23 protein-coding genes are annotated in these 20995 nt (G+C 67.8%); 10 read left to right on the top strand and 13 right to left on the bottom strand.

What is annotated here, in order from left to right; genetic code table 11:
• The first annotated feature begins 113 nt into the window (after positions 1-113).
• A complete protein-coding gene (locus tag CRV15_RS17770) occupies positions 114-1535 on the top strand; it encodes an LCP family protein (protein ID WP_003960684.1) in 1422 nt (473 codons plus the stop codon).
• Between the two features lie 73 nt (positions 1536-1608).
• Here CRV15_RS17770 and CRV15_RS17765 read toward each other — a convergent pair whose 3' ends face one another.
• The gene (locus CRV15_RS17765) at positions 1609-2487 is read right to left on the bottom strand and encodes an alpha/beta fold hydrolase (protein WP_003956758.1); all 879 of its coding nucleotides are present in this window, start codon (positions 2485-2487) and stop codon (positions 1609-1611) included.
• A gap of 113 nt (positions 2488-2600) precedes the next feature.
• Between CRV15_RS17765 and CRV15_RS17760 the strand changes: the two genes are divergently transcribed.
• The 4 genes from CRV15_RS17760 (at position 2601) to CRV15_RS17740 (ending at position 4653) form a co-directional block, all read left to right on the top strand.
• A complete protein-coding gene (locus CRV15_RS17760; RefSeq protein ID WP_003960686.1) occupies positions 2601-3167 on the top strand; it encodes a TetR/AcrR family transcriptional regulator in 567 nt (188 codons plus the stop codon).
• Between the two features lie 155 nt (positions 3168-3322).
• Positions 3323-4168, top strand: a complete 846-nt coding sequence (locus CRV15_RS17755; protein WP_003956756.1) for a helix-turn-helix domain-containing protein — start codon at positions 3323-3325, stop codon at positions 4166-4168.
• The gene (locus tag CRV15_RS17750) at positions 4147-4344 is read left to right on the top strand and encodes a DUF397 domain-containing protein (protein ID WP_003956755.1); all 198 of its coding nucleotides are present in this window, start codon (positions 4147-4149) and stop codon (positions 4342-4344) included. The genes CRV15_RS17755 and CRV15_RS17750 overlap by 22 nt, the downstream gene beginning before the upstream one ends.
• A 111-nt stretch (positions 4345-4455) precedes the next feature.
• Entirely contained in the window at positions 4456-4653 is a 198-nt protein-coding gene (locus tag CRV15_RS17740; protein ID WP_003956754.1) for a DUF397 domain-containing protein, read from the top strand.
• A 231-nt stretch (positions 4654-4884) separates the two neighbouring features.
• On the opposite strand, the gene CRV15_RS17735 is transcribed toward CRV15_RS17740, so the two are convergent.
• A complete protein-coding gene (locus CRV15_RS17735) occupies positions 4885-5676 on the bottom strand; it encodes a phosphotransferase (protein WP_003960687.1) in 792 nt (263 codons plus the stop codon).
• Positions 5677-6958: 1282 nt separating this feature from the next.
• Between CRV15_RS17735 and CRV15_RS17725 the strand changes: the two genes are divergently transcribed.
• Complete coding sequence (locus CRV15_RS17725) at positions 6959-7846, top strand: helix-turn-helix domain-containing protein (RefSeq protein WP_003956750.1); 888 nt, start codon at positions 6959-6961, stop codon at positions 7844-7846.
• Positions 7843-8049: a DUF397 domain-containing protein gene (locus CRV15_RS17720; protein ID WP_003956749.1), complete on the top strand. Its 207-nt coding sequence runs from the start codon at positions 7843-7845 to the stop codon at positions 8047-8049. The genes CRV15_RS17725 and CRV15_RS17720 overlap by 4 nt, the downstream gene beginning before the upstream one ends.
• 63 nt (positions 8050-8112) lie before the next feature.
• Here CRV15_RS17720 and CRV15_RS17715 read toward each other — a convergent pair whose 3' ends face one another.
• The 8 genes from CRV15_RS17715 to CRV15_RS17680 form a co-directional block, all read right to left on the bottom strand.
• Positions 8113-9471, bottom strand: coding sequence for a DUF3987 domain-containing protein (locus CRV15_RS17715; protein WP_003960690.1), 1359 nt, complete (start codon positions 9469-9471; stop codon positions 8113-8115).
• The gene (locus tag CRV15_RS17710; protein ID WP_003960691.1) at positions 9468-9806 is read right to left on the bottom strand and encodes a hypothetical protein; all 339 of its coding nucleotides are present in this window, start codon (positions 9804-9806) and stop codon (positions 9468-9470) included. Before CRV15_RS17710 ends, CRV15_RS17715 begins: the two co-directional genes overlap by 4 nt.
• Positions 9807-9874: 68 nt before the next feature.
• Positions 9875-10618, bottom strand: a complete 744-nt coding sequence (locus CRV15_RS17705) for an Lsr2 family DNA-binding protein (RefSeq protein WP_003956746.1) — start codon at positions 10616-10618, stop codon at positions 9875-9877.
• Between the two features lie 522 nt (positions 10619-11140).
• The gene (locus tag CRV15_RS17700) at positions 11141-12055 is read right to left on the bottom strand and encodes a phage major capsid protein (RefSeq protein WP_003956745.1); all 915 of its coding nucleotides are present in this window, start codon (positions 12053-12055) and stop codon (positions 11141-11143) included.
• 15 nt (positions 12056-12070) lie between these two features.
• Positions 12071-12472, bottom strand: a complete 402-nt coding sequence (locus CRV15_RS17695) for a hypothetical protein (protein WP_003956744.1) — start codon at positions 12470-12472, stop codon at positions 12071-12073.
• Between the two features lie 345 nt (positions 12473-12817).
• The gene (locus tag CRV15_RS17690; protein WP_003956743.1) at positions 12818-13447 is read right to left on the bottom strand and encodes a hypothetical protein; all 630 of its coding nucleotides are present in this window, start codon (positions 13445-13447) and stop codon (positions 12818-12820) included.
• A gap of 61 nt (positions 13448-13508) precedes the next feature.
• Positions 13509-13655, bottom strand: a complete 147-nt coding sequence (locus CRV15_RS17685) for a helix-turn-helix domain-containing protein (protein WP_257785471.1) — start codon at positions 13653-13655, stop codon at positions 13509-13511.
• 62 nt (positions 13656-13717) lie between these two features.
• Positions 13718-14254 (bottom strand): hypothetical protein, encoded by a 537-nt coding sequence (locus CRV15_RS17680; RefSeq protein ID WP_009996370.1) that lies wholly within the window; start codon positions 14252-14254, stop codon positions 13718-13720.
• 121 nt (positions 14255-14375) lie between these two features.
• Here CRV15_RS17680 and CRV15_RS17675 point away from each other — a divergent pair, with 121 nt between their 5' ends.
• Positions 14376-15551 carry a tyrosine-type recombinase/integrase gene (locus CRV15_RS17675; protein WP_003956740.1) on the top strand — a complete coding sequence of 392 codons (1176 nt, stop codon included), beginning with the start codon at positions 14376-14378 and terminating at the stop codon, positions 15549-15551.
• A gap of 200 nt (positions 15552-15751) precedes the next feature.
• On the opposite strand, the gene CRV15_RS17670 is transcribed toward CRV15_RS17675, so the two are convergent.
• A complete protein-coding gene (locus CRV15_RS17670; RefSeq protein ID WP_003956739.1) occupies positions 15752-16918 on the bottom strand; it encodes an acyl-CoA dehydrogenase family protein in 1167 nt (388 codons plus the stop codon).
• 194 nt (positions 16919-17112) lie between these two features.
• Between CRV15_RS17670 and CRV15_RS17665 the strand changes: the two genes are divergently transcribed.
• Positions 17113-18450 (top strand): UDP-glucose dehydrogenase family protein, encoded by a 1338-nt coding sequence (locus tag CRV15_RS17665; protein ID WP_003956738.1) that lies wholly within the window; start codon positions 17113-17115, stop codon positions 18448-18450.
• A gap of 102 nt (positions 18451-18552) precedes the next feature.
• On the opposite strand, the gene CRV15_RS17660 is transcribed toward CRV15_RS17665, so the two are convergent.
• Positions 18553-19065 carry a CGNR zinc finger domain-containing protein gene (locus tag CRV15_RS17660; protein ID WP_003960695.1) on the bottom strand — a complete coding sequence of 171 codons (513 nt, stop codon included), beginning with the start codon at positions 19063-19065 and terminating at the stop codon, positions 18553-18555.
• 147 nt (positions 19066-19212) lie between these two features.
• Here CRV15_RS17660 and CRV15_RS17655 point away from each other — a divergent pair, with 147 nt between their 5' ends.
• Positions 19213-19578: a VOC family protein gene (locus tag CRV15_RS17655; protein WP_003956735.1), complete on the top strand. Its 366-nt coding sequence runs from the start codon at positions 19213-19215 to the stop codon at positions 19576-19578.
• 64 nt (positions 19579-19642) lie between these two features.
• Here CRV15_RS17655 and CRV15_RS17650 read toward each other — a convergent pair whose 3' ends face one another.
• On the bottom strand, positions 19643-20863 hold the full coding sequence (locus tag CRV15_RS17650) for a dipeptidase (RefSeq protein ID WP_003956734.1): 1221 nt from the start codon (positions 20861-20863) through the stop codon (positions 19643-19645).
• Between the last annotated feature and the right edge of the window lie 132 nt (positions 20864-20995).

Below are 20995 nucleotides of genomic sequence, written 5' to 3'. Positions count from 1 at the left end.
CTCATGACCCGATAGGGATATAAGCGGCGTTTTGCATCAGCTTCGCTACAGGCCCGGTCCGATTCCCCCTCTGCCCTGTCCGCGTCAGGCTCGGACCCGGCAGACTGAACGCCATGAACGATTGGCCCGATGGATACGGACGCGGCAACCAGGCTCACGAGCCCGAGGGTGCGCGCAGGATGCGCCATGTGCAGCGACCGGTCCCGCCGCAGCGACCGCCGGTCCCGCCGCAGTCGCAGCAGCCGCCGCACTCGGCGCAGGGCCGACCGTATCCGCCGCGTCAGCAGCAGCCGTACCCGCCGCACGGGCAGCAGGACCCGTACGGACAGCAGGCCCCGTACGGGCAGCAGCAGCCGTACGGACACCAGGGACAGCACGGACAGCAGGGGCACGGGCAGGACGACGGCTACGGCGAGGCCCCGTACGACAGCGGCTACAACACGGGCCAGGTCTACGGCGCGTCCGGCGGCCGTCAGGGGCACCCGCAGCGGCAGAACAGCCCCGGCGGCCCCGGCGGCCCCCGCCCGCCCGGGGCCCCGCCGCGCCCGGCCCCGGCCCCCGACTGGCGCCGCCGGATAAAGATCGGCTCGATCGTCGTCGCGAGCACCCTGGTGGTCGTCACCGTCGCCACCTACTTCTGGGCGGACGGCAAGGTCCGCCGGGAGGTCGATCTCTCCAAGGTCATCGAGCGGCCGAGGGAGGACGACTGCACCACGTATCTGATCGTCGGCTCGGACAGCCGCAAGGGCATGTCCGCCGCGGAGAAGCAGCGGCTGAGCACCGGTTCGGCGGGCGGCAAGCGCACCGACTCGATGATGATCCTCGCGGACTGCTCCGGCGGGACGACGATGATCTCGCTGCCGCGCGACTCGGACGTGGAGATCCCCTCGTACAAGGGCTCGGAGTCCGGGAAGCTCTTCCCGGCCCAGGGCCGGAGGGTCAAGCTGAACTCCGCGTACGCCGAGGACGGCCCCGAGCTGCTGGTGCGCACGGTCGAGCACAACACCCATCTGCGGATCGACCACTACGCCGAGATCGGTTTCGCGGGCTTCGCGAATGTCGTCGACGCGATCGGCGGGGTGGAGCTGGACATACCGAAGGCGTTCAAGGACAAGAAGTCGGGCGCCGACTTCCAGGCGGGCAAGCAGACGCTGGACGGCGAGGAGGCGCTGGCGTTCGTCCGGACCCGGTACGCCTTCGCCGAGTCGGACCTGGCCCGGACGAAGAACCAGCAGAAGTTCCTGGCCGCCCTGGCCAATCAGACGGCGACGCCGGGAACCATCCTCAACCCGTTCACGCTCTACCCGGTGATGGGCGCGGGCCTGGACACCCTGGTCGTGGACAAGGACATGTCGCTCTGGGACCTGAGCCAGATGTTCTTCGCGATGAAGGGCATCACCGGCGGTGACGGGACCTCCATGAACATGCCGACGGCGGGCACCCGGGGCTCCAATCTGGTCTGGGACAAGGCGAAGGTGGCGCAGATCGTGGACCAGATCCAGAACGACAAGAAGGTGACGGTCACCGGCGGCTGAGCCGCCCCCCCCCGTTCCCCGTTCGCCTCGCTCAACCATCCCGCCGGACGTCACCCATCCCGCCGGACGTGACTCACTCCGGGCGGCCGGCCCGGCGCAGGAACTCCCGTACCAGCGCGGCGATCTCCTCGCCGTGGCTCTCCAGCGCGAAGTGCCCGGCGTCGAGGAGATGGATCTCCGCGTCTGGCAGATCCCGGGCGAACGCCTCCGCCCCGGCCGGTCCGAAGATCCCGTCGTTCCGCCCCCAGACCGCGAGCAGCGGCGGCCGGTGGGTCCGGAAGTACTCCTGGAAGACGGGGTAGAGGTCGAGGTTGAGACGGTAGTCGCGGAAGAGCCCGAGCTGCACCGCGTCGTTCCCCGGCCGGTCGAGTCCGGCCTGGTCCAGCCGCCAGGCGTCGGGGGCGATCCGCTCCAGCCGGTCGGCGGGGGTGCCGTGGGTGTACTGCCAGCGGGTGCTGTCGGCGGTGAGCAGCTTCCGTACCTCGTCCTCGTGCGCGGCGGGGTCCGTCGCGTAGGCGAAGAGGAGGTCCCAGAACGGGGTGAAGCCCTCCGTGTACGCGTTGCCGTTCTGGGTGACGACCCCGGTGATCCGCTCGGGGTGGCGGGCGGCGATCCGCAGGCCGATGGGGGCGCCGTAGTCCTGTACATAGAGCGCGAAACGGTCGACGCCGATGCGGTCGAGCAGCGTGAGGGTGATCTCCGTCAGCTTCTCGAAGGTGTACGGGAAGGAGTCGGCGGGCGGGGCGGCGGAGGCGCCGAAGCCGATGTGGTCGGGGGCGACGAGGTGGTACTCGTCGGCCAGCTCGGCGATCAGGTTCCGGTACATGTGGCCGCTGGACGGGAAGCCGTGGAGCAGGACGAGGGTGGGGCGTGCGGGGTCGCCCGCCTCGCGGTAGGCGACCTCAAGTCCTTCGACGGTCTCGGTCCGGAAGCGGGTGGCGAACGTGGACATGGGACCTCCTCGGAGGCGTGGAGAACGGTCGTTCTCCATCTGCCCTGTAGAGTACAAGAACGCTGGTTCTCCCAGCAAGCGGAAGCGCAGGCGGAAGGAGAGGAGTGAGCGGTATGGACGCGGAGACGGCGGAGCTGCGGGTGCTGGAGGCGGCGCGGACGCTGTTCAACGAGCGCGGGGTCCAGGCGGTCGGCATGGACTCGATCCGCAGCGCGTCGGGCGTCTCGCTCAAACGCCTCTACCAGGTCTTTCCCTCGAAGGACGCCCTGCTGGACGCGGTGCTGCGACGCCGCGACGCCGAGGTCCGCGAGGCGATCGCGGCGCATGGCGCCGCCCGTGCCCGGACCCCGCACGAGAAGGTCCTCGCGGTCTTCGACTATCTCGGCGACTGGTTCGCGGAACCCGACTTCCGGGGCTGCGCCTTCATCAACGCGTACGGGGAGCTGGGCGCGGTCTCCCCGTCGGTCGCGGACATCGCCCGCACCCACAAGACGGCGGTCCGCGACTACTTCGCCACCCTGACCACCGCCCTGGGCGCCCCGCCCCTCCTGGCCGACCAGCTCGCCATCCTGGCCAACGGCGCGATGGCGACCGCCGCGCTCACGGCTTCCCCGGAGCCCGCCGTCCAGGCCCGGGAGGCGGCGCGGGTCCTGCTGGACGCGGCGGCGCGGGGCGACTGACGCCTGGGCCTTTTACGCCATGCCCCTGGGGAACACAAGACCTTCACCCCCTCCGGGGACCGTTGTCACGGAACGTGGCTACTGCGTGACGCTCGACCGCTAGCCTTCGGGGGAAACGGGGCCAAACGGTCTGGCGGGAGAGGTGATGGCAGCGTATGGAAAGTCATGACAATCCATACACCGAGCGGCCGAAGGACTTCATCGGGGAGGAGCTTCGACGGCGGCGCAAGGCGCACAAGCTCTCCCAACGGGAGCTGGCCGCCAGGATGTTCATCTCGGGTGGCTACATGGGCCAGATCGAGGTGGGCAAGCGCCGGCTGACGGAGGAGCTGGCGGAGCGGCTGGACAAGGAGCTGAAGGCCGACGGGTTCTTCAGCAGGCTGCTGGCCGCGATGAAGAGGAACACCGGGCTCACGGATTACTTCGCGGATGTGGCCGAGCTCCAACTGCTGGCCTCGGCCGTCTACCACTACGGGCAGGTGTTCGTGCCCGGGATACTCCAGACCGAGGCATACATCAGGGCTCAGTGCCTGGGCAGCACCGCACCTTCGCCTGGGGTGGTCGACACACTCGTCAAGCTGCGGACGGAGCGCGCCCGGAAGCTCCTCAAGGACCCGGAGAAGCCGTATCTCTGGGTGGTCCTGCACGAGAGTGTGCTCCGTACCGCGGTCGGGGGACCGTCGGTGATGGCGGAGCAACTGCGGACCCTGGCGGAGGTCATCCGCGCGGGACGCGTGCACATCCAAGTGGTCCCGTTCAGCGCGGGTATGCACGGGTGCACCGGTGGCATGGTGAGCATCATGACCTTCTCGGACGCCCCCGATCTCGTCTATACGGAGGGCGCCTTCACCGGACAGACGGTGGATGATCCGGATCTGGTCGCCAAGCATCGGCGGGCATACGATGTGGCGCGGTCGGTGGCGCTGTCACCAGAGAAGTCGCTGGCCTTCATCGAGACAGTCGTGGAGGAGTACGAGCGATGCGTGCACGACCCGACCTGACCACCGCCCGCTGGCGCAAGTCCACCTACAGCAACGGCGAGGCAGCGGACTGTGTGGAAGTCGCCGACGGCCTCCCCGGCCTCGTCCCCGTCCGCGACAGCAAAACCCCCACCGGCCCCGCCGTCACCTTCGGCGCACCCGCGTGGACAGCCTTCGTCGACGACCTGGTCACGTAGCCAGACCCTGGTCGCCACGTACCGGCGGACATACGATGTCGCCCGGTCGGTGACGCTGTCAGCACAGAGGTCACCGGCCTTCATCGAGACAGTCGCGGAGGAGTACCAGCAATGCGTACACGACCCGACCTGACCACCGCCCACTGGCGCAAGTCCACCTACAGCAACGGTGAAGAAGCGGACTGCGTGGAAGTCGGCGACGGCCTCCCCGGCCTCGTCCCCGTCCGCGACAGCAAAACCCCCACCGGCCCCGCCGTCACCTTCGGCGCACCCGCGTGGACAGCCTTCATCGACGACCTGGCCAGGTAAACGGACACACAGGCGACCCCGGGCGGGACCGCCCGGGGTCACCCGTGCGTGAGGGCTACGGCAGGTTGCGGGCCATCACGATGCGCTGGATCTGGTTGGTGCCCTCGTAGATCTGGGTGCTTTACAGTCCATCAGGCGCTGACCTGCACAGATACCCCCTTCACCGCACCCCTCCCCAGCATTTCCCCATGATCGCCTCGACTCGACGGGGCCTGCTCGGGTCGCTGCGGATCACGGTGAGCCGAGCAGGTGCCGGAAGCGTGCGTTCGTCGGGGCTGAGTCTTTCTCTCCCAAGCGCGCTGTGGCCTCGCGGCATGTGACCTCTACGAAGGTCTCCACGGCGGCGCGGTCCGCCTGTCGCCAACTGGTGAATCCGTTGAGCCATGCCATGGCGTCTTCCGGAGGCTGACCGAAGGCCATGAGCCATCGGGCCGTGTAGGCGACATCCACCCATGCGGGTCCCAGTGCGGGCATGGCCCAGTCCACGACGTACGCGGCTCCATCCCGCCCGATCATGACGTTGTGCGGATTGGTGTCCGTATGGAGAAGGTTCGTGCCGTGCAGCGCTGCCGCTTCCTCCCGCGTGAGTGGTCCGTCGAACCGGTCGGACAGTTGCGGAACGTGGACAGCTGGGGGGCCCAGGTGTTGCATCCGGCGAAGGGTCCGCGTGACGGCCTCCAGGTCGCCGGTTCCGGGCGCGTAGTCCACGTGCCGCCCGTCGATGTGGATGAACGCCAGAGCAAGCCACCCGCCCGCCTCAAACTGGTGGCAAATCGTCGGCCCGACATCGCCGACCACCTTGTTGAGCTGCTGTTCCCAGAGCAGACCGTCCATCCCTGCCGTGTCTGATACCCGTACTCCTTTGAGGAACAGGCGTCCACCCCTGCGGGTGTGCACCTTGAGTGCCAGGGTGCAGTTGAATCCGCTGGCCACAGTCTCAGCCGCGATCACCGGCCCGGTGCGCGCTTCGACGGCCGCGCGGAGTTCGACGGGCAACTCTTCCCACTGGACTCGTTCAGTCATCGATTCCCCATGTCAGCGCCAGGAGGGGCACCGGTGTCGCCCCGGCACCCCTCCGGCTTCTCGACTATCGCTGCGTGTGGCCGCACTTGATGCAGCGCTGCGCCCCACTCCACTGCTCGTACTGGTGGTCGCACTCGTTCAGAATCCACGGTTCCATAGCTGAACCTCTCTTCTGTCGGGTGGTGCGTTTCCCGGCCCGGTTGGGTCCGGGGTTCCCGCCGCCGCTCTGTGCTCTCCACGGGGGCGGAAGCTGATTGGGCTACCTCCCTCGACGCCGAGCCCTGCGGCGCTCCTCTGCGGGCCGCTGGCGCCACCATGCGATGGCTGCTTGTGAACGGGTCCGCATCGGAACGTTCCAGTCGCTGAAACGGTCGCGCAACCATTCAGGACGCACACCGTAGTCCCGCGCAATCGCGTTGACCGACGCTCCCGCGTGGTACCGCTCGACTACGTCGTTCCTTTCTTTGAGGACGCGTCCGCGTGCGGCGACTGTCTCCGGCGCGAGGTGTGCCACAGATGCCTCTCCTCGTGAGGGTGTAAGCCCGCCCCCGCCGCGACTCTGGCCGTGGGGGACACGGAAACGGGGGTTCGACGGGGGCGGAGTATCTAGGGGCTGTTTCTGGCGAGTGCGACGAGCAGGACGGCGGTGGCCGCGTAGGCGACGGCCATGCCGATGGCGACTGCCCACGAGCGGAGCTTGTTCACACGGCCCCCCACCCCGTCCGGCGCGCGTTGTCCTCACGGATGCGCGCCCGGAGCGCGGCGAGTACGGGACTGTCATCCGAGGGCTGGATGGGCTTGGCCTGCTCGACAGCTTCGGCTGATTCAGCAGGCGCCTGATCCGGGCAGGCGGGATTGGGGCACTGGCACGGAGGAAACCTCAACGGGTTGTCCATCCCGGCGCCCCCTTCCCCTCTGTAGCTCGACGGTCGGGGCACTGCCTGACGGCATCGTCACAGCACCACCCATTGATGGGAAGTGACTCAAGTTCCGGAACCTGGAGAGCAATAGCACTCACGGGTTCGTCGTCGCTCACCGCCGAATACCTCCAACGCCACTGGCGAAATCTGATGACACGTCAACTCGCTTCACCAGCAACGGTGATGCTGTCCGGTGTCTGGGTTTCCAGCCTGCATGGCGGGCCATTGCCGTGCAAGACTTCATTACAATGTCCCGCTGCTGGGGAGTCGAACTGATGCCCTGCGGCTCGGGACGAGCGTCAGAGCACTCTCATCGTGAGTGACGGAAGTCCGTCATACTGAGGCCAGAAGAAGGAGCAGAGATGACAGAGGGGCCGACAGGGTCAACAGTCCCCCGCCGACAACTGGGGCGGCACCTGAAGGAACTCCGCAGCCGCGCCCGGCTGACTGTCCGCGCGGCGGCGGTGAAGCTGGAGTGGTCCGAGGCAAAGATGTGGCGGATCGAGACGGGGCAGACGCCTCTGCGCGCCCTCGACGTCCAGGCGATGTGCACGGTCTACGGCGCTCCATCGGATCTGACCAAAGCCCTGATGGGCCTTGCCAAGGAGACGAAGGCCCGTGGCTGGTGGCACGCCTACGGTGACGTGATTCCCGAAGGCTTCGACGTGTATGTCGGTCTGGAGGAGGCCGCTACGGGTCTGTCCTCCTACGAGAGCGATGTAGTTCCGGGCCTGCTCCAGACCGATGGGTACGCTCGCGCGATCACCCGCATTCACTACCCGGACATGGATGAGGCGGGACTCGACGGTCGGGTACGGCTGCGCATCGAACGTCAAACCCTCCTCACTCGTGCGACTGACCCGCCCGTCGTGAAGGTGGCCCTGGCCGAGACTGTGCTGCGCAGGCCCATAGGAGACCACGCGGTCATGGCCGCCCAGCTTGCGCATCTCGTCTACGTGTCCGAATTGCCGAACCTCTCGATTCGGATCGTGCCGTTCAGCGCCGGTGCCCACATGGGAGTCGTCACAGGACCCTTCGTCATCCTCCGCTTCCCGGTGAACGGCGATGGGGTCGAGATGGAGCCGCCGACCGTCTATGCGGACGGGTACACCGGAGGGCTCTACCTCGACAAAGCGAAGGAAGTGGACCAGTACGAGGCCGCGTTCGAGGGAATCTGGAGCGCGGCACTCGATGAGCAGGCGTCAAGGCGCTTGATCTCCGAGGTGGCAGGGAGCTATAGGGAGCCATGAACAGGAAAGATCCACACAGCGCGCAGTGGCGGAAGTCCAGCTACAGCAACGGAAACGGGAACTGCGTTGAGGTGCGCCTCACCCCCGGCACAGTGGCCGCACGGGACAGCAAGGTCACGCGGGGGCCTGAAGTGACCGTAGGCGGGCGGACTTGGTCCACGTTCGTCCGCGCCCTCCAAGACGCGCAGTTCCCCGGCGCGTAGGTCTGGGACCGGCACAAAAGTGCCCCGGCCGGAGTGATCCGGCCGGGGCACTTCTTTTGTTTGTCAGAGGAGGGCTCGGAAGGGGTTGTCAGATACGGCGGGGGAAGGGGCCACTGGCCGCACCGGGGCGAGTGCCGGACGGTAGGCGTCCATGTGAACGACGGTGGTGCGGTTCTTCTCACGCTCCGCGCTCGCCGGCTGGGGCTCCAGGGCCTGTTTCGGCTGCTCTGCGTGAGCGGAAGTGTCACCGCGGAGGGTGAAGACGGTGGCCGGTCGGCCGGTCTTTCCGGACCGTTCGACCGTGACCGCGACATCCGGCAGGGCCTTGACCTCGGCGGCGGTCGCTCCGACGAACGGGAGTACCTGGGAGGAGGTGGCGCGTCCGCCGTGCATCTCAATGCGGGCGCGAACCTTGTCCGCGAGGCTCGGGGCCTGACGCCCCGGCTTCGGGGCGGTGGCTCCCTTACTAATCCTCACGGTGTCGTGGATGGATCGGCGTACGAGAGTGAGGGCCGCCGACAGCATGTCGTCCGTGATGGTCTCGGAGCACTCGGAGGCTGCGAGACAGGCCGCGACCCGCAGGGTCTGTTCGGCGGTCCGCTCGATGAACACAGCCTGCGATTCGGGAAGGGTCTCGCCCAGGATGCGGGCGTAGCGGCGGATGGTGCGCCAGCGGGGGCGGGCGTTGTCGGCGAGGGTGATGGTGCGGGGGCGGGCGGTGGCCCACCCGTAGGCGTCGGCGAGGTCGCCGCCGTCCACGGTGGGCAGGCTGATGCGGTCGTCGTCCAGCATCGGGACCGATCCGAGGAGGAAAGGGAGGATACGGTTGTACGAGCCTCCGGCCGCTTCCGCTTCCCCGATGTACTTGGTCCAGTCGGAGGGGGTGATGTGGGAGTGGAGGACCATGGCGGGGTTGCGGACTTCCTGCGCCTCTTCCTTGGTCGTGTTGCGCAGGGTGGCGCCGTCCCACGCGGCCCGGAGCTTGGTCGTGAACGACGGGTCACGCTTGACCCTCTTCAAGATCTCCGTCCATTCCTCTTCGACCACCAGGGCCCGGACATCCCGCCCGTGCTCTGTCTCCGCTGTCGCTTCCTGCTGCTGCCACAGGTGGTTGACCATGCTGGCGCCGGAGGTGATCCCGGATGTGGTGTGGGTGGCGAGGAAGCGGCCCAAGGGTCGGTCCAGGATGTGCTGGGCGGCTCGCAGTGCGGTTCCCTTTCCGCGTCCCGTTCCGGCGACGAGTGCGGACCACAGGAGAACGGGCCGGGCGTTGCCCCGGGAGGAGACGGTGACCGTTCCGCCGATCGCGGCGGACCACATCGAGAGAACGGCCACGTAGATCCCGAGCGGATCGGTTTCCGTGAACGGTGCGATCTTGCGGACCGCGCGGCCGATGGGACCGTAGAGAACGAGGGTGTTCATGCTGCTGCCGCTTCCTTGGTTCGTTCGTGGTGGGGGTGGGCGGGGCGCCAGCGGCCCCCGTCCTTGATCACTGCGTGGGGGTGGTTCTTCGTGGCCGGGCACAGCGGCAGGGCGTCGCCCCCGTCGGCCGGTAGCACCACGGCCTTGCAACGCGATTCCTTGGCCTGCCCCACCTGTGCCGACCGCCTCACGGTGGCCAGGGTGAACCGGTCATCACTGACGACGCCCATGCGCCGCTTCCCGTTCGGGGCCGTCCACGCCACCCAGCTACCGGGGGCGTAGTCGCGCTTGCTGGGCTTGGCCCCTGCCCCGTAGCCGGTCGCCTGCTTCCACACACTCAGGTCACAGGGTCCGGGGTGCCGACCGCCACGGGGAACGGTCGGCCCCGCCGGGGGTGCGGCACTCAGGCCGCTGCCGCTTTTCCCTCCGGGGCGTTCCGGTGAGCTGTCTCGTAGGCGTGCCGCACGCCCATCGGGATGCGCCCCTGGGAAGGAACGGTGTATCCCTGGCCACGGGCCCACGACCGGATCAGCCGGTTGCGCTCCCGCTCACTCATCCCCGACCGGTCCACCTTGGCAGGCTGCGGAAGCGGGTCACCGCCCGTGAACCGTCCAGCCCGTACCGCGTCACGGAACCGGCCCGGTGCCCGGACGTCCATGCACGGGATGCCGCGCTCCGCCGCGTCCCGCAGCTTGGTTCCGTTGCGCTCCCCACCCTCACCCAGGATGAGCAGAACCGTGCTGTCGTCCGCGCGCCCCACCACTTCGTACCCGAGGTTCCGCACGGCCTCACGGGCCGTGTCCCACTCGTACCCGGGTACCTCACCGGCGATCATCACGGACCGCACCGGTTCCGGTCCGGCACCATCGTCGGCGTCCGCCTCACAGGCTCTGTCCGCTTCCGGCTCCGTCTCGATGACGGGGTCCGGTTCTCCGGTTGTGTCGTCGTCTGGAACGTGGTCGTCGTCCGCCCCTGTCCCCAGGGCATCCGTCAGGTAGCGGCTGAACGTCGCCTGATGCTCCCCACACAGGTCCCACGCGCGCTCTCCCAGGGTCAGGGTCGCCGTGGCGTCTTCCTCGCTCCCGTCCCGCGCTATGTGAGCGTCGCACAGGGTCTTCAGAACGGGCACGAGAACGGTCCTACGCATGAATCTGCATTCCTTCGTTCGTGAGGGACAGGGAAGTCTCAGAAACAGGGCCGGAGCGATTCGCTCTGACGGCCGACCGCATTCGCTGCTGCGGTGCGAGATCAACCCTGCCGACGATCAATCACGAAATTATTACGCGCAGATAAATGATGCGTAACTCAAACGAATGCAAGAAGTGGGGGTAATGCGTGTTAGTAAGGAATGAGGACCCACCGGGGGTGCCTTCCTCGAACCGTGTACGGGTATCAAATTTTCAGGAATTCGCCATTTCCTTATTCAAATCCCTGAGGCGCGTTCCGCGGGTGACCCGAGAAAGGCCGCTGGGGTCGAATTTTGCATGAATAGCGGTGAGGCGCGTCACCCTTTGAGGTGGCGGCGTACCGGAATCGGCAGATCACACCTAGCGGCGTGTGGTCGCATCGATTTTTGTCACTCTGGGCCGGTGGCCGGCGCCCGTTAAGTTCGACGGAGAGTGAACGGGAACGGGCCCCGCCGGTCGGCGGGGCCCAAACAAATCAGCGGTCAGGCCGCCAGCACCCATTCCACGGAAGCCTTCACGATGCCCTTGGTGGGCTTGGACTCGTCAAAGGTACTGTCCGCCTTCTTCGTGTCCATACCGGGGTATCGGAGGATCTTGGCCCCGTACAGGTGAAGGTTGTCGATGACGTCTGCCCTGTATCGCTCACTCTGAAGGGTCCGGAATCCGGTGAACTGGCTTGCGTGAGTGCTGAAGTCAGAGTGACCGGCGACGATGTCCACCCCCTTCGGCATGGCGGTAGTGGACACGACGGTGAAGCCTGCCAGTCGAGCGATCAGACCGTTTGCGGTGACGCCGCCTTCGCCGTATGCCCCTGCGTTCGCAATGGCGGGATGCTCGATCAGATATCGCTTCACCCTGGGGGACACGACGACGTAGCGGCCCGTGGGAACATCGTTGTCGTCCAGGGCCAGCATCATGTCAAGAATTGTTCCGTAGAGCACCTGAGGTGCGTTCTGAGCCGTCGCCTTGGCGCTTGGCAGAGCCGTTGCACCGCTGGCGATAACGTTCCCTACGAAGGTGTCCGTCTCGCGGGCGAGGGCTTGAATCATGCGCTGATTGATCGGTGAATCGATCGTCCCCGCCACCTGTGCTCGCTCGGCATCCTCAACAAGAAGCTGAATATACTTGGCCTCGCTGACTTCCAGCTTCTGGTCAACCGTCTCGGGGCGCTGAAACGTCATGCCGTCCGGCAGTTTGTAATCCGCGACAGTGGGAGTCACAAGCGAGTTGATGTGAACAAGGTCGCCCTGCTTACTGATGTCGCCCTCGTACTTGCGGTTGCAGACAAGCGGCGAAGCCCAGACCAGCAGCGGATCATATTGGGTCAGGAGTGCGGAGTCCCATTCCTCACTGACAAATGTATGGGAAGAAGGGTTCTGGTATGCACGGGCCGTCATAGGCTTACCTCCGGGTTAGTGCCGCTCTCGGGCGTCAAGGGATACGTGTGCTGCCGGAGCATAGCTGGGGCCCTGGCGGCCGAGGCCGAGGTTTTGGATGAACTTGGGCTTCTTCAACTCCTGAAAGGGCTGGAGAGCCAGCCCGATGGCGTCGGCCGATGGCTCTCCGTCCTCGCCCAGCAGCTTGGAAAGGTCGAGGAGTTCGACAAACCCATCGGGAAGATCAATCCCCGCACGGGTGGCCTCGACCCTCAGTTCGGCATGAGCCAGCCTCACGGAGTAATCCCGCCGGATCTCGGCACGCAGGGCCTCGGCAGGATCGGGCTCAGGAACTACAACAGGATCTTCCTGGACAGGGTCGGCCACATCGGCCGGCGTGGGCATCAGAGAAGAGGAATGGTTTGGTTCGTCGCTCATGGCGACACCTCCTGAAGATCTAACTAAGACAGGAATCGAAGGGGAGGGAATGGGCCGCTCTAGGACGGCCCTACCCCCTCACAAGAGGACAACGTAAGAGAAGACACTGCCCCCCTTACCCCCCACTGAGATCAACAGCAGGAAGCAAGGGAGGAAGTGTTTCTCTACATTGCCCCTCTCACAGGGAGGTGTCCGCAGAGCCCCATGACGACTTGGGAACTGCCCGGCCCGCAGGCCGTGCCAGAGGCACACCGCCGAGTGTGCATGGCCCCGGAGGATCCGTTCCTCCACTGTTATGAATTAATGCGACACAGCAGGGAAGCCCCGGACGCGGTCTCCGGCGCATCATGATCCGGCGACGTTGACCCGGCCCCACAGCTCCCGGTAGCCCGATAGATCCTGCTCCTTCAGGCCGCCGAAGTCGTACACGAGGTTCCTGTTGCGCCCCACCTGAATCCCCGCATACCTCAAACGCCGCGTACGGGCCCTGGCAGGCTTCTGGTGAGCCTCGCAGTACCTCCGAGGGCGCCCCCGTTTCCGCGCCCCCTGCAAGGCGTACAGAGGCTCACGGCATTCAGTCCACCGGCACGAATCCAGAGGATAATTCCGGCGCTCAACTATGAAGCCGGTGCCGTGGTGCACGCCATCCCTCTCCGCTTCGGAGAGCAGAGAGAGCAGTTCGCCATAGCGGTCCGGCTCACACTCTCCGGGGCGCTGTTCCATGACGGATTGCACGTCCCGGTGACGCAACTCCGGATCGCAGGAAGGAAGCATCGCCACGATCGCGGTCCAGCCCAAAGGAACCATCCCGGTATGCGCTGCCACTATCCGCTCGAACTCCGTTTCCGCCTGCTTCGGCCAGAACCCCGGCCACCCCTCGGCCGCCTCTTCCCCGGCCGCCTCCAGCAGCGCATCCGCACGCCGCTCCCACTTGGCCCGCTTCGACTTGCCTGAGGGCGGGATCGTCTTGGCCACACAGTCCTCTCATCAAAGAAAAAGCCCCCGATCACCTCGGGGGCTCTGGCAGTCGCGCTGTTCAGTTCTGGTCGTCAACCCATTCTTCCAAGGCGGCCGGGCGGCAGCGGAGCGCCTGACCCACCTTCCGGAACGGAATACCCCTGGGCTTCCAGTTCGCGTATACCCACCCCTTGGGCTTACCCAAGTATTCGGCCACGTCGTCCACGGTCAGGAGCCTGCCTGTCACGGTGTTCCTCAATCCAGATTCCGCCCTTCCTCTTCCAGCACTTAGAAGGCAATGCGCTTAAGCACCTCCGTCGCTTTATCGGTCAGCTCGCCCCCGGCCTTGCCAGCCACGGTCGTGAGGTAGCCATCGCGTCGCGCTTGCTTGAGGTGCCCCTTAACCGTTTCGGTGCTGCGGTTGACTCGCCGCGCAAGCCAGGGAACCGGGGCTGCGGCGCCGGTATCGGACACGGCCTTGTAGACGGAGGCGAGAACCGCAAGATACGCGTCTGAGACTCCATCACGTTCGAGTAGCACTCCGGCTGTTTCGGCGCCCCGGTCTATGGCCCTTGCGAGTTCCTGCATGACCTCCTGCCCCTTCGGGGCGTGTTCTTCCGCCATCTTGATCGCCCCGGGCAGGTCCAGCCGCCGGAGCACGGTCGTGGAGATCCCTCGCGCCACATCACGTGCCGGGGCATCCTCCGCCGTCTCGATGGTGACCCGCTGCGGACCGCCTGTTACCGGGCCGCTGGGCCACCACAGGCGAATGGTCCAGGCCCCTTGCTGCTGGGTGATCTCGAACCCGCTCTCATCGCCTTCCATACCCGCACCGTACCACGCAGGGTTGCCCACCCCGTGTTGACAACCCTGGGGGGCCAGTGATCAAACTTGCGCCACAGGGCAGCGCACGGCGGCCCATCGGCAGCAGAGAAGACCAGGTCACATGGCAAAGGCATGGATAGCGCGCTCCACGGACGATCCGAAGAAGTGGACAACCTTCTGGTACGACCCGGACGGCAAGCAGCGGCAGAAGTCGTTCGGGACGAAGACACGCGCCGACGACCACCGGAAGAAGAAGGAGCGGGAGCTAGACGCCGGAACCTACCTGGACGACAGGCTTGGGAAGCAGCCAGTGACGGCGGTCTGGGAGCAGTGGACGAATCAAAGGAAGCTGGAGAACAGCACGAAGAAGCAGTACCGGTCGATCCAGAGGACGACTCTGGAACCGTTCTTCAAGGCCCGCACCATCGTGTCCCTGAAGGTGGCCGACATCGAGCAGTGGCTGTTGTGGATGGAGACGGACCGCAAGCTGTCAGCGCGGACCAGGCGCCAGCGGTTCTCCTTCTTCTCCGGGATGATGGAGTGGGCTGTCGTCAACGAGATCATCGGGCGCAACCCCTGCAAAAGAATCAAGCACGCAGGCAGTCGCGCCAAGGAGATTCGCGAGCACAAGAGCAAGGCTCGGCGGCTCACAACGCGTGAGGTCCTGGCAATGCTCAACGGGGCTCCGACCCGCTATCGGGCGATGCTGTGGCTGATGGCCGGGTGTGGGCTCCGGCTGGGGGAAGCCATGGCCGTCTCGCGGGATCAGATCGACTTCAAGGGCGAAGTCCTGCGCGTGGACTTCCAGATCGCGGAGGACGGCGAGAGTGAGTCCGGCAAGAACAGCGCGCTACAGCGGCGGCACGTCAAGGCCCGCGACAAGGAGGAGCCGGGACGTGTAGTCCCCCTACCGCCCAACGTCGCGTTCGAGCTGCGGCGGCACATCAAGAGCCACGGAGTGTGGGGACCGGAACGCCTGCTCTTCCCCAACGTCTCCCGCACGGGCTACCTCTACGCCTCGTACTTCTACCGGCAGATCTGGCTTGCAGCCCTGACGAAGGGGGATGTGGCGTACTGCAAGCCACACGCCATGCGGCATTACTACGGCTCGCGGCTGCTCTACGCGGGTGTCCCTGAGAACGACGTGGCCGACTGGATGGGTCACAGCTCCACGGACGTACTGCGGGAGCACTACCACTACATCTTCGAGGGGGCGGAACAGCGTGGACGGGCAGCCATCGCCACCATGCTGACGCCCGGCGCGGACGATCCCACCGAGCAGGCTGAAGCAGCCTGACCGAGCCCATACGGATGGCCCCCGGCATTGCGCCGGGGGCCATCACGTTTGCGCAGTTCAGAGCCTGTTTTCTGCCCAGCATCCGCCCAGGATTTCCCCAGCATGACGCCCAGGAACAGGCGGAAACGGAGCCGAACGGACGGAAGTCGATCCCTCGGTTCAGATACCCCTCAGAGTGCCGTTGACCTGCGAAAACCCTGCTACGGCAGGTTCCTCGCCATGACGATCCGCTGAACCTGATTCGTGCCTTCATAAATCTGGGTGATCTTGGCGTCGCGCATCATGCGCTCCACCGGGTAGTCACGGGTGTAGCCGTAGCCGCCGAGGAGCTGGACCGCGTCCGTAGTGATCTCCATGGCGGCGTCGGAGGCGAAGCACTTCGCGGCGGCGCCGAAGAAGGTCAGGTCGGAGTCGACACGCTCGGACTTCGCGGCGGCGGCGTAGGTGAGCTGGCGGGCGGCCTCCAGCTTCATCGCCATGTCGGCCAGCATGAACTGGACGCCCTGGAAGTCGGCGATGGGCTTGCCGAACTGCTTGCGCTCGCGGACATAGCCCTTGGCGTAGTCGAGCGCGCCCTGCGCGATGCCGAGCGCCTGCGCGGCGATCGTGATGCGGGTGTGGTCGAGGGTCTTCATCGCGGTGGCGAAGCCGGTGCCCTCCGCGCCGATCATGCGGTCGGCCGGGATGCGGACGTTGTCGAGGTAGACCTCGCGGGTCGGCGAGCCCTTGATGCCGAGCTTCTTCTCCGGGGCGCCGAAGGAGACGCCCGGGTCGGACTTCTCGACGACGAACGCGGAGATCCCCTTCGAGCGCTTCTCGGGGTCGGTCACGGCCATCACCGTGTAGTACTCGGAGACGCCCGCGTTGGTGATCCAGCGCTTCACCCCGTTGAGGACCCAGTGGTCGCCGTCGCGGACCGCCTTGGTCTTCATCCCGGCGGCGTCCGAGCCCGCGTCCGGCTCGGAGAGGCAGTACGAGAACATCGCCTCGCCCTTGGCCAGCGGGGTCAGATAGCGCTTCTTGAGGTCGTCGGAGCCGGAGAGGATCACCGGGAGCGAGCCCAGCTTGTTCACGGCGGGGATCAGCGAGGACGAGGCGCAGACCCGGGCCACCTCCTCGATCACGATGACCGTGGCGAGGGCGTCGGCCCCGGCGCCGCCGAACTCCTCGGGGACGTGGACGGCGTGCAGGTCGCCCGCGACCAGCGCGTTCAGGGCCTCCTGCGGGAAGCGCGCCTCCTCGTCGACCGCGGCGGCGTACGGCGCGATCTTCGCCTCGGCGAGGGAGCGGATGGCGTCCCGGAGCGCGTCGTGCTCCTCGGACGTGCGGTACAGGTCAAAGTCCGGCTTACCGGTCGATCCGGCCACGTCTCTCACTCCCCAGATGCGCTAACTACCGTTAAGTAACCAAGTTTAGGGCGCGGGGCCGGGACGGCATAGGTGACCTTGACGACAGCCCGGGGCCCCGGCGCGCACCCGCGCGACTATGCTCGGGGCCGCGCCCCGGCGCCCGACACCGTCCGTCCACGGCGCCCGACAGCGCCACCGTCTGGAGCTTCGTCATGGCCCTCAAGATCACTGTGATCGGTACCGGATACCTCGGTGCCACGCACGCGGCGGCCATGGCGGAGCTGGGCTTCGAAGTACTGGGCCTCGATGTCGTCCCCGAGAAGATCGCCATGCTCTCGGCGGGCCGGGTGCCGATGTACGAGCCCGGTCTCGAAGAGCTGCTGACCCGGCATGTCGCCGGTCTGCCCGGCTCCAGCGGGCGGCTGAGGTTCACCTCTTCGTGGGACGAGGTCGCCGCGTTCGGCGATGTCCACTTCGTCTGTGTGAACACCCCGCAGAAGCACGGCGAGTACGCCTGCGACATGTCGTACGTCGACGCCGCCTTCGCCTCGCTCGCCCCGCTGCTGACCCGGCCCGCGCTGGTCGTCGGCAAGTCGACCGTGCCGGTCGGCAGCGCGGACCGGCTGGCGCGGCTGCTCGCGGAGCAGGCCCCGGGCGACGGCGTGGAACTGGCCTGGAACCCGGAGTTCCTGCGGGAGGGCTTCGCGGTCGAGGACACCCTGCGTCCGGACCGGATCGTCGTCGGTGTGACGAGCGAACGCGCCGAGAAGCTGCTCCGCGAGGTCTATGCGACCCCGATCGCCGGGGGCTCCCCCCTCGTCGTCACCGACTATCCGACGGCGGAACTGGTGAAGACCTCCGCCAACTCCTTCCTGGCCACCAAGATCTCGTTCATCAACGCCATGGCCGAGGTCTGCGAGGCCGCGGGCGGCGATGTGCAGAAGCTCGCCGAGGCCCTCGGGCACGACGACCGCATCGGCGCGAAGTTCCTGCGCGCCGGGATCGGCTTCGGCGGCGGCTGTCTGCCGAAGGACATCCGCGCCTTCATGGCCCGCGCCGGTGAGCTGGGCGTCGACCAGGCGCTGACCTTCCTGCGCGAGGTCGACTCGATCAATATGCGGCGCCGCGGCCATATGGTCGAGCTGGCCCGCGAGGCCGTCGGCGGCTCCTTCCTCGGCAAGCGGGTCGCCGTCCTGGGCGCCGCCTTCAAGCCCGACTCGGACGATGTGCGCGACTCCCCCGCGCTGAACGTCGCCGGGCAGATCCACCTCCAGGGCGGCCAGGTGACGGTGTACGACCCGAAGGGCATGGCCAACGCCCGGCAGCTCTTCCCCACGCTCGGCTACGCGCCGTCCGCGCGGGAGGCCGTGCGCGGCGCCGATGTGGTGCTGCATCTGACCGAGTGGCGCGAGTTCCGCGAGCTGGACCCGGCGGAGCTGGGCCAGGAGGTCGCCGGACGGATCATGCTGGACGGCCGCAACGCCCTGGACCCGGCGCGCTGGCGCGAGGCGGGCTGGGTCTACCGCGCGATGGGGCGCCCGGGCGCCTGACGTCGGCAGGCGCCCGGCCGGTCGGCTTCCGTCGGCCGGGCCCCGTACCCGAGCCCGGCCATTCGGCATCTCTGCTCCCGCGCACCAGTAGTTCTGCGGATCTCAGGCCCGCCGCGCCCGGTACGTCCGCATCTTCGCGCGGGCGCCGCACACCGACATCGAGCACCAGCGGCGGCGGGCGGCCGGGCTGCGGTCGTAGTACGCCCAGCGGCAGGTCTCGGCCTCGCACGCCTTGAGGCGGGGCCAGGTGCCGTCGGCCGCCGCGGCGGCGATCGCTTCGGCGACGCGGGCGAGCAGGGTGCCGGGGGTCACCGCCGTCAGGGCCGCCGTGCCGTCGGCGGCGACGGCGAGGCGCAGCGGGGCGCCCGTCAGCAGCCGGTCCAGGTCGGCCGGGGTGGGGGCGCCGGGGGGCGGGGGGTGGCCCGCGTGGGCCAGGCAGGCCGCGCGCAGGGCCTCGCGCAGTTCGCGGGCGGCGGCGAGGCCGTCCCCGGTGAGGCCGAAGGGGGCGCGCCCGGTGGGGGTGTCCAGGGTGTCCGTGCCGCTCTCGACGTCCAGGGTGTTCACCAGCGACTCAACCAGCGCCAGTCCGCCGGGGGCGGCTGCCCGCCCGTTCATCGCCGCACCCGTCTCATTGCCGCGCCCGTCTCATGGTTCCGCCCGTTTCATGGTTGCGACCGTACCTCCCTTCGGGCACGATGCCGGAACACACCACCGTTACCCATTAACGGGATCTACTGGTAACACCGAGGGAAGAGGAACCCCATGGCCATAGCGACGCTGGAATCCGTCGTCCTCGACTGTCCCGACCCCCAGGCGCTCGCCGCGTTCTACCGGCGGCTGCTCGGCGGCGAGATCCACGTCGACGACAGCGGCTGGGTGGAGCTGGTGGGCCACGGGGGCACCTCGCTGGCCTTCCAGTCCGCCCCCGGGCACACCCCGCCCACCTGGCCCGCGGACGGCGTTCCGCAGCAGGCGCACCTCGATCTGCGGGTGCCCTCGCTGGACGCGGCCGAGCCCGAGGTGCTGGCCCTCGGGGCGAAGCCGCTGGACGCGGAGGCGCCCGGACGGACCTGGCGGGTCTACGCCGACCCGGCCGGGCACCCCTTCTGCCTCGTCGGCCGGCCCTGACCGAAGGGCGACCGAGGAGCACACGGCGACGCCCGAGCGCCCTTGCCGCCCGGGCGCCGCTGTCTCAGGCCCTGAGCCCGGCCCTGCCGTCGAGTACGGCGATCGTCGCGTTCGACGGGCCCCTGCGGGCGCGCTCCTCCCGGGCGACCGACTCCGCGTCCCGCAGCACACGGACCGCGTTCTGCCAGGTCAGCTTGGCCAGATCGGCCGTGGACCAGCCCCGGCGCAGCAGCTCCGCGATCAGGTTGGGGTAGCCGGAGACATCGTCCAGACCGGCCGGGGTGAAGGCCGTGCCGTCGAAGTCGCCGCCGATGCCGATGTGGTCGACGCCCGCGGCCTCCCGCATGTGGTCGAGGTGGTCGGCCACGGTCGCCACCGTCGCGACGGGACGCGGGTGCGCCTCCTCGAAGGCGGCGTGGAGCTTCATCGCCTCCGCGCTCATGTCCAGCGGGTGGTGGCCGTGGGAGCGCAGATTCTCGTCCGCGGCGAGGGTCCACTCGATCGCCGCCGGAAGGATGAACTTGGGGACGAACGTGGCCATCGCGACCCCGCCGTTCCCGGGCAGCCGCTCCAGCACGTCGTCGGGGATGTTCCGGACGTGGTCGCAGACCGCGCGCGCCGAGGAGTGCGAGAAGACCACCGGCGCCGTCGAGGTGTCCAGGGCGTGGCGCATGGTGCTCGCGGCCACATGGGAGAGATCCACCAGCATCCCGAGCCGGTTCATCTCGCGGACGACCTCGCGGCCGAACGCGGAGAGCCCGCCGACCCCGGGTTCGTCGGTGGCCGAGTCCGCCCAGGGGACGTTGCTGTTGTGGGTCAGCGTCAGATAGCGCACGCCCAGCGCGTACAGGGCCCGCAGGGTGGCCAGGGAGCTGTTGATGGAGTGGCCGCCCTCCGCCCCCATCAGCGAGGCGATCCGGCCCTGGGCGCGGGCCGCCTCCATGTCGTCGGCGGTGAGCGCGGGCGCGAGGTCGGCGGGGTAGCGGTCCAGCATCTGCCCCACGCCGTCGATCTGTTCCAGCGTGGCGCTGACCGCGTCGTCCCCGGCCATCCCGGCGCGGACGAACACCGACCAGAACTGGGCGCCGACGCCTCCGGCGCGCAGCCGGGGGATGTCGGTGTGCAGGCCGCCGCCGCAGTGGTTCGCGGCCAGGTCGAGGCGGTCCAGGTCGTAGCGGACGCGCTCGCGCAGCGCCCAGGGCAGGTCGTTGTGGCCGTCGACCACGGGGTGGGCCGCGAGCAGTTCCCGCGCCTGTTCGTCGAATCCGGGTTCGATGGGTTCCATACGGGGGCTACTTCCCGGTACGGCGGCGGGCCGCACCTCATGGCGGGCCGCCCGTACCGGCGGTGCGGTACGGGCGGCCGATACGGGGCTGTCGGCGGAGGCCCGCGCCGCGGAGGGGGCGCGGGCCGGGGC

Source organism: Streptomyces clavuligerus, assembly GCF_005519465.1.
GTDB classification, from domain to species: Bacteria; Actinomycetota; Actinomycetes; order Streptomycetales; family Streptomycetaceae; genus Streptomyces; species Streptomyces clavuligerus.
This window is presented reverse-complemented; position numbering and strand designations above follow the sequence as displayed.

Bases quoted from the DNA above. Each gene is read 5' to 3' on its own strand.
- CRV15_RS17770 (WP_003960684.1), top strand. From the start codon at position 114: ATGAACGATTGGCCCGATGGATACGGACGCGGCAACCAGGCTCACGAG.
- CRV15_RS17765 (WP_003956758.1), bottom strand. From the start codon at position 2,487: ATGTCCACGTTCGCCACCCGCTTCCGGACCGAGACCGTCGAAGGACTT.
- CRV15_RS17760 (WP_003960686.1), top strand. From the start codon at position 2,601: ATGGACGCGGAGACGGCGGAGCTGCGGGTGCTGGAGGCGGCGCGGACG.
- CRV15_RS17755 (WP_003956756.1), top strand. From the start codon at position 3,323: ATGGAAAGTCATGACAATCCATACACCGAGCGGCCGAAGGACTTCATC.
- CRV15_RS17750 (WP_003956755.1), top strand. From the start codon at position 4,147: ATGCGTGCACGACCCGACCTGACCACCGCCCGCTGGCGCAAGTCCACC.
- CRV15_RS17740 (WP_003956754.1), top strand. From the start codon at position 4,456: ATGCGTACACGACCCGACCTGACCACCGCCCACTGGCGCAAGTCCACC.
- CRV15_RS17735 (WP_003960687.1), bottom strand. From the start codon at position 5,676: ATGACTGAACGAGTCCAGTGGGAAGAGTTGCCCGTCGAACTCCGCGCG.
- CRV15_RS17725 (WP_003956750.1), top strand. From the start codon at position 6,959: ATGACAGAGGGGCCGACAGGGTCAACAGTCCCCCGCCGACAACTGGGG.
- CRV15_RS17720 (WP_003956749.1), top strand. From the start codon at position 7,843: ATGAACAGGAAAGATCCACACAGCGCGCAGTGGCGGAAGTCCAGCTAC.
- CRV15_RS17715 (WP_003960690.1), bottom strand. From the start codon at position 9,471: ATGAACACCCTCGTTCTCTACGGTCCCATCGGCCGCGCGGTCCGCAAG.
- CRV15_RS17705 (WP_003956746.1), bottom strand. From the start codon at position 10,618: ATGCGTAGGACCGTTCTCGTGCCCGTTCTGAAGACCCTGTGCGACGCT.
- CRV15_RS17700 (WP_003956745.1), bottom strand. From the start codon at position 12,055: ATGACGGCCCGTGCATACCAGAACCCTTCTTCCCATACATTTGTCAGT.
- CRV15_RS17695 (WP_003956744.1), bottom strand. From the start codon at position 12,472: ATGAGCGACGAACCAAACCATTCCTCTTCTCTGATGCCCACGCCGGCC.
- CRV15_RS17680 (WP_009996370.1), bottom strand. From the start codon at position 14,254: ATGGAAGGCGATGAGAGCGGGTTCGAGATCACCCAGCAGCAAGGGGCC.
- CRV15_RS17675 (WP_003956740.1), top strand. From the start codon at position 14,376: ATGGCAAAGGCATGGATAGCGCGCTCCACGGACGATCCGAAGAAGTGG.
- CRV15_RS17665 (WP_003956738.1), top strand. From the start codon at position 17,113: ATGGCCCTCAAGATCACTGTGATCGGTACCGGATACCTCGGTGCCACG.
- CRV15_RS17660 (WP_003960695.1), bottom strand. From the start codon at position 19,065: ATGAACGGGCGGGCAGCCGCCCCCGGCGGACTGGCGCTGGTTGAGTCG.
- CRV15_RS17655 (WP_003956735.1), top strand. From the start codon at position 19,213: ATGGCCATAGCGACGCTGGAATCCGTCGTCCTCGACTGTCCCGACCCC.
- CRV15_RS17650 (WP_003956734.1), bottom strand. From the start codon at position 20,863: ATGGAACCCATCGAACCCGGATTCGACGAACAGGCGCGGGAACTGCTC.